Raw genomic sequence first — 9,924 nt, 5'->3', positions numbered from 1 at the left:
GGAGACCGAGCAGGGTCGGCGGGTCCTGGAGGCGCTCGACGCGGTCGCGGGGGCGCACGGCGTCGAGCCCGCGACGGTGGCGCTCGCCTGGCTCGCGGGCCGGCCGGGCGTCGTCGCGCCGATCGCCAGCGCCCGGACGCTCGCGCAGCTTCCCGCGCTTCTCGCGGTGGGGGAGCTGGAGTTGACCGAGTCGGAGGAGGCGTCGCTCACGGAGGCGTCCGGCGGCTGAGGGATCCTCCGGGCGAGCAAGGAGGGCCGGAGGGCCGGGCGTCGACGACGCGTCGGGCGCGGTGCCCGGGCCGCCCCGCCTCGTGCGTTCGGCCGTGCTCCTGCCCGGTGCGCACCAGCCCCGGTCGGGCGGGCGGCGGGTGCCGCGGCGACGTCCGTTCCGGCCGGGCGGTGCCTCCCCGGCGGTGGCCGGGCGCTCGTCTTTTCGAGCGGCAGGTCACGGCCCCCGTCGCCCGGAGCGCACCGCCCGCGCACGACTGTTCGCAACTCTCCGCGCGGGGCTGCCGCCCGGAGGTACCGGTTGAACGAGCGCCCCCGACCCGCGTACGGCGCGGGCCCGTTCGCCGGCGTGCGCCCGGCGCTCAGCCGGCCTGCCCGTAGGCGCGCGTCACACGCACCGTGGCCACCTGCCGCTGTTCGGCGACCATGGCGGCCCGGTACTCGTCCCAGTCGGGGTGCTCCCCGCTGAGCGCGCGGTAGAGCTCGACGAGCTCCTCGACGGTCGCGTCGTGCGGATCCGCGGCGGGAGCGGTGACCTCGGCCTCGCCCTCGGCCACGACGTACCGCCAACCGTCCGGACTGCCCACGTAGTAGCTGGCGCGTGGATCGCGCGCGAGGTTGCGGGACTTGGCGCGAGTGGCGGTGATCGAGAAGCGCAGGGTCCTGCGATCCGGGTCCCAGTGGTGGATGACGTTGGAGAGCTGGGGCCGCCCGTCCCGCTTCACCGTGACGAGCACGCCGATGCGGTGCTCGCCGAGGAGCGCCAAGAGCCGCTCCGGTGCGTCCTCTTCGGCCATGGGTGCGTCCTTCCGTCTCGGGCCTACGAGAGTACGGCGCCCACCGCGCCCGCCGGGGGAGGACGCCGGGACCGTCAACCCCCGTGCGGCGGCGGGGCGTACGGGTTGGACGGTGCGGGCGCGTGGTGTCCGTACCCGTAAGGAGCCGCCGGGGGCGCGACGGCGCGTGTGCCGGCGAGGGTGAGCGCGGCGCGTACGGTCGCCGGGCGGGCGAGGGCGCGGCGCGCCTCGACCCGGTGGAGGAGCTCCTGCTCGCGGGCGGCGAAGTCGTCGGGGGGCGCGCCCTCTTCGGCCCGGGTGCGGAGCAGGGCGAGGGCGGTCGCCGCCTGCTGGTACTCGGCGACCGTCGCTGCGGCCTCCTTGCCGTGGTGGTGGCGCGCGGCGGCGCGCGCCGAGGACCGCGCCCGCATCGTGCCCAGCGCCCACGGCTCGGGCGGCGCGAACCAGCCGGCCTCCGCGTAGTCGGCGAGGGTGGTGCGCACAGCCCGCAGCTCGTTCTGGCGCGACCAGATCGCCAGCCAGGTGAGCGCCGCCGCGACCGGCACCATGAAGATCCCGTAGACGACGAGGAACGTCAGGTCGGTGAAGGAGGCCGAGCCGTTCCAGATCGCGTGCAGCAGCATCGCGGTGAGCAGCCCGAGTACGGGGGCGCACGCCCGCAGCACCCGCCTGTGCCGCGGCAGCGCGGCGAGCAGGCCGACGCCGATGCCGGTGAGCGCGGTGAACAGGGGGTGCGCGAAGGGGGCGAGGACGATCCGGATGAAGAAGGTGGCGACGGTCGCCGAGCCCTGCACCGGGTCGGGCCCCAGGGAGGAGTCGGTGTCGTAGGCGGTGCCGAGGTAGAGGATGTTCTCCGTGAAGGCGAAGCCGGCCGCGGTGATCCCCGCGACGGCGATCGCCGAGACGACGCCCGTCAGGTGCTGCCGCCTGAAGAGGAAGAGCAGCAGCACGGCCGCCCCCTTCACCAGCTCTTCCACGACGGGGGCCACCACGGTCGCCCCCAACGTGTCGACCTGGCGCGACGATTCGACGACGACGGTGCTGGCGAGCCAGTCCGTCGCGAAGCCGTTGGTGACGAGTGCGACGAGCGTCGCGGCGCACGCGCCCCAGGCGAAGGCGAAGAGGTGGTTGCGCCACGGCGTCGGCTCCACGGCGTCGAGCCACCTGAAGGCGGCGACGAGCAGTGGGACGGGGAAGAGCGCGAGGCCGAAGCCGACGAGCAGCCCCGCCGTCCCCGTCTGCTGCCGCACCAGCACCAGGATCATCAGGCCCGAGAGCGCCAGCAGCACCACGAGGCCGAGCGCCCGGAGCGTCCGCTGCCGCCTGCGCCACCAGGAGGGCGGCCCGGCGTGCTCGAACTCCCAGCCGGCGGGTGCGAGTCGCCCGTAGTCGCCGGGAGGCGGCGCCTGGGGGGCCGGGGCGTACGGGGACGGCGGGGGCGGTGCGTCACGGGGCGGGCTCGGGGACGGGGCGCGCGGGGCCGGCACGGCGTGCGGTGGCTCCGCCGGGGCGGGGGCGGCCGGTATGTCCTGCGCTGTGCCGGCCGGCGGCGGCTCGTCTGCGGGGACGGGCGCGGGGTCCTTGTGCGCCGGCGTGCGTCGGTCGGCGCGGGGACGGAGCGCGGAGGTGCGCTCGGAGCGCAGGGGAGCGGGTTCGGGGCGCTCGCGGGCGTCCGGCGGCGCGTCCTCCCGCTCCAAGTGTGCGTCGTTCGGCGGGGGTTCGGGGGCTGCCCCGCGCGGGACGGCGGCTCCCCCGGCGTCGGCCGTACGAGCGGCCTCCCCCGGGCGGGCGGCTCCCTGCGGGGAGTCCCGGTCCCGGGGCGTCTCCGTCGGCTCCGTGCTCTCCTCATCCACCACTCGTCCGACAGTAGCGACTGTGCGGGGCGGCCGGAGCAGGCCCGGCGCAATGGCGGATCTTCGTGTGCGCCCTCCGGTGCGGACGGCACGGCGGGCCGCGCCCGAACTTCCCTTCACGCGAAGGCGGTCGGCGCGGCCCGGTGGGTTGGTCAGCGCCGCCGGAAGAGCAGGTCGTGGACGCGGTGGCCTTTCTCCAGACCCTGCCCCTCGAACCGGGTACGCGGCCGGGACGCGGGCCGCGGCGTGAAGCCGCCGTCGGGCTCGACGTTCTCGAATTCCGGGTGCGCCGTGAACGCCTCCAGCATCTGCTCGGCGTACTCCTCCCAGTCGGTGGCGCAGTGGACCACGGCGCCGGGGGCGAGAGGGCCGGCGGCGAGATCGAGGAACTCCCGCTGGATCAGGCGGCGTTTGTGGTGCCGGCTCTTCGGCCACGGGTCGGGGAAGAATATCCGCAGCCCGGCGAGGGAGCCGGGCGCGAGCATCCGGCGCAGCAGGATGACGGCGTCGCCGTTGGCGACGCGCACGTTGGTCAGCCCCATGCGCTCCGCGAGGCCGAGGAGGTTCCCCTGGCCCGGCGTGTGCACGTCGACGGCGAGGATGCCCGTCTCCGGGTCGTCGGCGGCCATGAGCGCCGTGGCCTCGCCCATCCCGAAGCCGATCTCGACGACGACTGGGAGCTCGGCGTCCTCGAAGAGCGCACCGAGGTCGAGGCGGCGCAGCCCGTCGATCTCCACGCCCCAGCGCGGCCACAGGCGCAGCAGGCTCTCCCGCTGCGAGGTGGTTACGCGGCTGCGACGCGGCTGGAAGCTGCGAATCCGACGCTCGTTGTGCGAGCCCGCGGGATCGGGTACGGGGCCCGCATCCTGGGGGAACATCAGGCGGGAGGTGCCTTCGGGGTCGGCTGGCTGCTGCGGCGCGGGGCGCGGGTAACTCGTCTCGGACACAATGCGGCAAGTCTACGAAGCCGTCCCGCGGTACGGAAACGTCACGGCGTACCGGATACCGGGCGCACACGGGCCATCGCCCGAGGTGTATGCGCGCATGTGCGCGGGCGGTGCTCGGTAATCGGTGCGCGGCCCGGCACGGTGCGCCGGCGCGCGGCCGCCGCACGCCCGGCGGGGCGACGGCCGCCGAGGGCGGGCGCGTTCATGCGGCCAGGATCGTCAGGGCGCGGTCGGCGATCTCGCGGCCGATCGGCAGGGAGGCCGCGGCCGCCTCCGCGGGTGTGTCGAGGACGTGGACGGTGTGCGGGCCGGAGGCGAGGAGGAAGTCGTCGGCGAAGGTGCCGTCGGGGAGGACCGCCCTGGCCCGGACGCCGGCGGGCGCGGGGACGAGGTCGCGGGGGTGCACGTCGGGGAGGAGGCGCTGCACTGCCGCGGTGAACGCGCGCCGGGAGAGCGCGCCGTGCCGCCGCTGCCTCCGCGCGAGGCGTGCCGTTCCGGTGGGGAGGGAGCTCTCCGCGGATGCGTCACGGGTCTCGCGGGTGAGCCGTGGGCCGATGCGGACAGTGCCGTCGGCCCCTCGCGCGAGGTGGATGCCCGGAGCAGCGCGTGCCGGGTCGGGGAGCGGCTGGACGAGTCCGCGTACGAGTGCCCGGCGGCCGGGGGCGAGCTCGTAGAACTCCGCGTGGAACGGGACGAGGCGGGCGGGGAGCGTGTCTCCGGCGACGCGGGCGCTGTGCGGTCCTGCGCAGTTGACCAGGGCGCGGGCGCGCAGCGCCGTGCCGTCGTCGAGCCGGACGGCCACGCCGCGGCCCGTGCGGCGGTCGACGGCGGAGAGCCGCGCACCGTAGCGGACGCGGCCGCCCTCCTCCTCGACGAGCGCGGCGAGCCGCCGCGCCACCGCTGAGAAGTCGCAGACGGCGGTGGCGCCGACCTGGATCGCGGCGACGCCGCGGAGATGCGGTTCGCGGCGGGCTATCTGCGCGGGGCCCAACTCCCGTACGGGAAGGCCGTGTCGGCGCCCGCGCTGGGCGAGCGCGTGGAGCCGCGGCAGATCGCTGCGCTCGCCGGCCACGACGAGTTCGCCCGTGCGCGCGTACGGCAGCGCGTGGGCCGCGCAGAACGCGGCGAGCTCGGCGGCGCCGCGGAGCGCGTACTCCGCCTCTCGCGAACCGGGCGTGCGGTGGATCGGGCTGTGCACCACCCCGCTCCGGCGGGGCGCCGGGCCCGCCTCCTTCGCCACGACGACGACGCGGAGCCCGGGAGCGGCGCGGATCAGAGCCCGGGCCGCGGCGAGGCCGAGGAGGCCGCCGCCGAGCACCAGGACGTCGCAGTCGTACCCGCCCGGGCGGGTGGGGAGCTTCGTTGGCACGTCCTCCATCGTGAACCGCACCACTGACAGACGGGCCGTACGGGGGCCGGTTGTCGATCTTCACGGCGCCGTGCGCGGCTCCTGCGGCAGGACTCGGGGCTCAGGCCGGCGCCATCAGCAACGGCCTGGCGCGCTCCCGGAGTTCGGCGACGCGGGGTTCGTCGCCGTACGGCTCCAGGCGGTTGAGGAGGTCGCGGACGTACTCGGTCGTCCGCGCCGAGGAGATCCGCCCCGCCACCTCCACGGCGCGGACCCCGGCGGCGCAGGCCGCGTCGAGGTTGCCCGACTCCAGCTCGGCGACGGCCGAGACGACGAGGCGCAGGCCGTGCGAGCGGACGAACTCCTCCGTCGGCCGGGAGAGCGCCTTCTCCGTGAAGCGGCGCACCTGTCGGGGCGCCTTGAGGTCGCGATAGCACTCGGCGGCGTCGGCCGCGAGGCGGTCGTAGGAGTAGAAGTCGAGCCAGGAGGGGTCGGCGTCCCCCTCGCGGGAGCGCTCCAGCCACCCCTCGGCCGAGGCGAGCGAGGCGGCGCACGCGTGTGCGTCCCCCGCCTTGGCGTGCGCCCGCGCCTCCACCAGCCGGAAGAAGCTCATCGAACGCGCCGTCGCCAGGCCGCGGTTGCGCTCCAGCGCCGCCTGCGCGAGGTCGACGCCCTCGTCGGCGAACCCCCGGTAGGTGGCCTGGAGCGACATGGAGGCGAGGACGTAGCCGCCGAGCGGGACGTCGGCCGCCGCCCTCGCGAGCCGCAGCGACTGGATGTAGTACCGCTGGGCGGCCTCCTGCTGGCCCGTGTCGAAGGCCATCCAGCCGGCGAGGCGGGTGAGTTCGGCGGTCGCGCCGAAGAGCGAGCGGCCGACCTCGTCGGTGTAGGCGCCGAGCAGGAGCGGGGCCGCGTCCACTCGGAGGCACTCCGGCACCATCGACGAACGCCAGTCCCCGCCGCCGTACTTGGAGTCCCAGCGGCGCGCCTCCTCGGCGGCGTCCCTGAGCTTCGACACGTCGCTGTGGCCGACGCGGAGCGGGACGGGGGCCTCGTCGCCCTCGCGCGCCTCCCTGCTGCTCTGCTCGTGGTCGGGGGCGCCGCGGTGGTCGCGTGCCGTCTGCTCGTCTCTTGCGACGGAGCTGTCGGCCGGGGTTATGAGCCAGCGGGCAGCGGGCGTCGCGTAGGCGCTGACCGCGAAGGAGCCGGCGAGCGTCTGCCAGATGCCGCCACCGCCGCGGCGGCCCGCGAGGTCGAGGCGGTAGAGGTCGGTCGCCGACTTCACGGCGGCCCTGACGTCCCGCGGGAAGGCGAGGCCGACCTCGGGTGTGGGGTCGGCGTCTGCGAGGCCGATCTCGTGGAGCGGGACGGGGCGGCCGAGCTTGCTGCCGATCGCCGCGGCGATCAGATGCGGCGCCGCGCCCTGCGGAACCATCCCCTTCGACACCCATCGCGCGACGGAGGTCTTGTCGTACCGGAGCGTCAACCCCCGCTGCGTACCGAGGTCGTTGACCCTCCTGGCGAGACCGGCGTTGCTGATCCCTGCGAGGGCGAGAACGGTGCCGAGTTTCTCGTTCGGCCCGCGTGACTCCCTGGACATGCGCACCCCTGACACACACCGACGGCCGTCCCGCGGTAACTGTGCGGGACGCTCTCCCCTTGCCTACGCACCGGCGGCACCGCTGCGTGCGGGGACGGACGCGGAGCGTATGCGGAACGGGCCGCACAGCCGCCGTGCCAGTTCCCCCCCAACGCCTCCGGCTCCCGATCGCCTGGCGGGCGACGGGCTCCGGTCGGTCCGGTGTCCTCGGACCGGTCACCGGGCCGGTGCGTGAACCTCTGACAAACCCTGCCCACACAGCGTAGTTCGCCGAATCCCGACCGTTAAGGGGCCGCTCCCCGGATGGCGAGATCTGTTGCAGTCCCGGCTCCTCCGGAGCGGCACGGGTGTACGTGCGCCGGTCACGTGCCACCGCGGCGACGTACGCCGGCGCCCGTCCAAAAACGTGTGCGGAGCGGACGCCTCCCCGTGCTCCGTGCGTGTGGCCGTGCGCCCATCCATGCGCCTGCCAGGGTAGTTGGCGAGCGGGTTCGATGAGTACTGCGTGGGTCGGCCCGCTGCATCGCAGCAGTGGGCTGGGGGAAGTGCCGCCGCCTCATTCCCCGCGGGTGGCGGCAGGCCCGGGGGGCGCCGGCCTCCCGGGCCGCACCGTGCAGGGGCCGTCGACGGGTGCGCGGCGCCCACGGCCGGCCCGGGTCCCGCCGGCACGCCGCGGCCTCCGTAGCCTCCCGGCGGGCGCGTCTCCCGGCCGCTGCCCGCGCGCCCCCTCCCGCGATCCCGACTCCCTTGCGACGGGCGAGATTTGGCCGAATGGCATCGGTCGCCCGGCCGTTGCCGGGTGCGGAGGACGCCGGTATATGCGCCCCTCGTGCCCTCGCACCGTCCACCCGAGCCGGAAGGGGACGGGCGGTCAGGCGCCGCACCCCATGTGAGGTATGCGCCCCTTATGCGCCTCCCGTGCGCCGCTGTCGTGGCAACATAGCCGCCAGAACACGGTGTTCGGACAGCACGTACGGTCGCCGCACGGCTCGTCGGCACACGGCCGGGACCCCGTACCCTCCTGCGGGGCCGCGGACGCGGCCGGCCAACGGGCCCCTGCGGCACGGGCGTTGACGGCAGAAGGCGGGCGGCATGCGTTGGTTGGTGGGGTGGAGCGCCGCGGCCGCCGCCATGCCGCCGGAAGGGGCCGTCGAGCCCGTCGGCGCGCAGCTCCTCTGGGAGAAGCCGGACCCGCTCTGGGCCGTCGGCGACTGGCGGCCCGACGAGATCCGCGTCGTCGAGGCCGAACCCGGCAACCGACTCGCCGTCCTCGGCTCCTGCGGAGCCACGGACGACGAGCTCCGCCTCGGCCTCTTCGCCGCCAGGGGAGGCGCCTTCCGCCACCTCACGGCCTGGCCGGGGAGCTACACCGCCGTCGCCTGCATCGGACGCCGCATCACCGTCGCCGCCGACCTCGCGGGCGCGCGCCCCGTCTTCCACACTCCGTGGGCGGGGGGCACCGCTTACGCGACGGCCGCGCTGCCCCTCGCCGACCTCGTCGAGGCGCAGCTCGACATCGGGCACCTCGCTGCCCAACTCGCCTGCCCCGAGGCGCCGGAGGCGCTCGGCGACGGCACCCCGTACGCCGGCGTGCGCCGTGTGCCGCCGGGGCACGCGCTCATCGTCCGCGAGGGCGGCAGCCGGGAGATCGCCGGGTACGAGCCGAGCACCTCGCTCGTGGTCTCGGCGCCGGCCGTCGACCCCGAGGCCGCGGTCGCCGGGGTGCGGGACGCGCTCGTCGCCGCCGTCCGCACGCGGCTCACGGCGCCGCGGCACGTCTCCGAGCACGACTTCGCACCGCTCGACCCGGGCCCCGTACCCGGCATGGGCCCCGCCGACCGCCGGGCCAGGAGGGGCGGGCCCGCCCCCGGAGTCGGCGCCGACCTCTCGGGAGGCCCGGCCTCCGGCACCCTCGCGCTGCTCGCCGCCGGTCTGCCGGGCATGCCGGGCACCGTCCACGGCACCGGCGCCGCGGAAGCAGGCGAGCGCCTCCTCGCCGTCACCTTCAACGACCTCACCCTCGGCGGACGCGGCCCTGGCGGCCACGCGGCCGAGCAGAAGGACGCCGAACTGGAGCGCGCCCACGCCCTCGCGGGCAGCCCGCGCCTCCACCACCTCGTCGTCACCGCGGGCGAAGAGGCCCTGCCCTACGCCGACTTGGAGAGCGGCCCGCTCACCGACGAGCCGGGCCCCGCCCTCGTCACCGCCGAGCACCACCGCCACAGGCTCGCCGCCGGAAGCGCCGACCACTTCGTCGGCTTCGGCGCACGGCAGGTGCTCGACGCCCACCCGGCCCGCCTCGCCGACCTCCTGCTCGACCGGAGAAGGCGCCACCTGCTGCGGCCCGTCGCGGCCCTCGCACAGGCGGAGGAGACCCCCGCCGGCCGCTCGCTGGGCGTCCCCTTCGCCATCTACCGGGCCGCACGCCGACTCGCCCGCACCCCCTACCGCGACGGCGTCGAGGAGGCGGCGGCGAGGCTGCGCGCCGGAACGTTCGGTCAGGCCGCGGCCGCCGCCTCCGACAGCGCCGTCGACGCCTCGCTCGCCGCCCTCACCTGGTGCCGCCCGGGGCCCGCTGCGCGCTGGCTCACCGGCGAGGCCCTCGCCGAAGTGGCGCTGCGGCTCGACGCGACAGCGGCCTCGCGCCCCACCATCGAACGCCCGGGGGAGCGCCGCTCCCGCGCCGCGCTCGCCCGCCGCGCCGCCGACCACCGCGTCCTCGAACAGGCGGCGGAGATCCGCAACCAGCGCCTCCACGCGCCCTTCTACGACAACCAGGTCGTCCGCGCCGCCCGCGCCCTGCCGGAGGCGCTCCGCGTCAAGCCGGGCGCCCGCGCCGCCGTCCTCCGCGCAGCCCTCGCCGGCGCCGGCGTCCACGACCTCCCGGCCGGCTGGGGCGCGCCCTCGCACTCGACGCAGACGGCGGCCGCCAGGAAGGGGGTCCGCCTCGCGGCCCCCGAACTCCTCGACCTCTTCCGCGCCCCCCTCCTCGCCGACGCCGGACTCATCGAGGCCCGCACGGTCCGCAAGGCGATCAGGGACGTGGCCGAGGGCGCCCGCCTCCCCCTCGACGGCCTCGCCGACCTCGTCTCCACCGAGCTGTGGCTCCGCCGACTCCTCGCCCGCCGCGGGTCCTGCTGGACGGGCAGCG

General features: G+C 76.2%; 7 protein-coding genes. 2 read left to right on the top strand and 5 right to left on the bottom strand.

Annotated elements, in window-relative coordinates; genetic code table 11:
- Window positions 1-229 (top strand): aldo/keto reductase (locus UWG_RS0104355; protein WP_029391162.1); only part of this gene is annotated, 229 nt, incomplete at its 5' end.
- Between the two features lie 361 nt (window positions 230-590).
- On the opposite strand, the gene UWG_RS0104350 is transcribed toward UWG_RS0104355, so the two are convergent.
- The 5 genes from UWG_RS0104350 to UWG_RS0104330 all read right to left on the bottom strand — a co-directional run bounded on the left by UWG_RS0104350 (window position 591) and on the right by UWG_RS0104330 (window position 6,773).
- Window positions 591-1,025: a PPOX class F420-dependent oxidoreductase gene (locus UWG_RS0104350; RefSeq protein WP_016905988.1), complete on the bottom strand. Its 435-nt coding sequence runs from the start codon at window positions 1,023-1,025 to the stop codon at window positions 591-593.
- Between the two features lie 74 nt (window positions 1,026-1,099).
- Window positions 1,100-2,878, bottom strand: a complete 1,779-nt coding sequence (locus tag UWG_RS0104345) for a PrsW family intramembrane metalloprotease (protein WP_016905987.1) — start codon at window positions 2,876-2,878, stop codon at window positions 1,100-1,102.
- Between the two features lie 152 nt (window positions 2,879-3,030).
- Window positions 3,031-3,825 carry a tRNA (guanosine(46)-N7)-methyltransferase TrmB gene (gene trmB / locus UWG_RS29465; RefSeq protein WP_033195963.1) on the bottom strand — a complete coding sequence of 265 codons (795 nt, stop codon included), beginning with the start codon at window positions 3,823-3,825 and terminating at the stop codon, window positions 3,031-3,033.
- Window positions 3,826-4,027: 202 nt separating this feature from the next.
- Complete coding sequence (gene lhgO / locus UWG_RS0104335) at window positions 4,028-5,203, bottom strand: L-2-hydroxyglutarate oxidase (RefSeq protein ID WP_050988500.1); 1,176 nt, start codon at window positions 5,201-5,203, stop codon at window positions 4,028-4,030.
- A 91-nt stretch (window positions 5,204-5,294) separates the two neighbouring features.
- Entirely contained in the window at window positions 5,295-6,773 is a 1,479-nt protein-coding gene (locus UWG_RS0104330; protein WP_016905984.1) for an NsdA family TPR-like regulatory protein, read from the bottom strand.
- Between the two features lie 1,092 nt (window positions 6,774-7,865).
- Between UWG_RS0104330 and UWG_RS0104325 the strand changes: the two genes are divergently transcribed.
- Window positions 7,866-9,924: macrolactam cyclase family protein (locus tag UWG_RS0104325; RefSeq protein WP_029391160.1), on the top strand; the 2,059-nt coding region annotated here is incomplete at its 3' end.

Source organism: Streptomyces xiaopingdaonensis, assembly GCF_000262345.1.
Lineage (GTDB): Bacteria > Actinomycetota > Actinomycetes > Streptomycetales > Streptomycetaceae > Streptomyces > Streptomyces xiaopingdaonensis.
Note: the sequence above shows the minus strand (reverse complement) of the source record. Positions and strands in the feature narration are given on the sequence as shown.

Coding starts and splice junctions, on each gene's coding strand:
- UWG_RS0104350 (WP_016905988.1), bottom strand. CDS start 1,025: ATGGCCGAAGAGGACGCACCGGAGCGGCTCTTGGCGCTCCTCGGCGAG.
- lhgO (WP_050988500.1), bottom strand. CDS start 5,203: ATGGAGGACGTGCCAACGAAGCTCCCCACCCGCCCGGGCGGGTACGAC.
- UWG_RS0104330 (WP_016905984.1), bottom strand. CDS start 6,773: ATGTCCAGGGAGTCACGCGGGCCGAACGAGAAACTCGGCACCGTTCTC.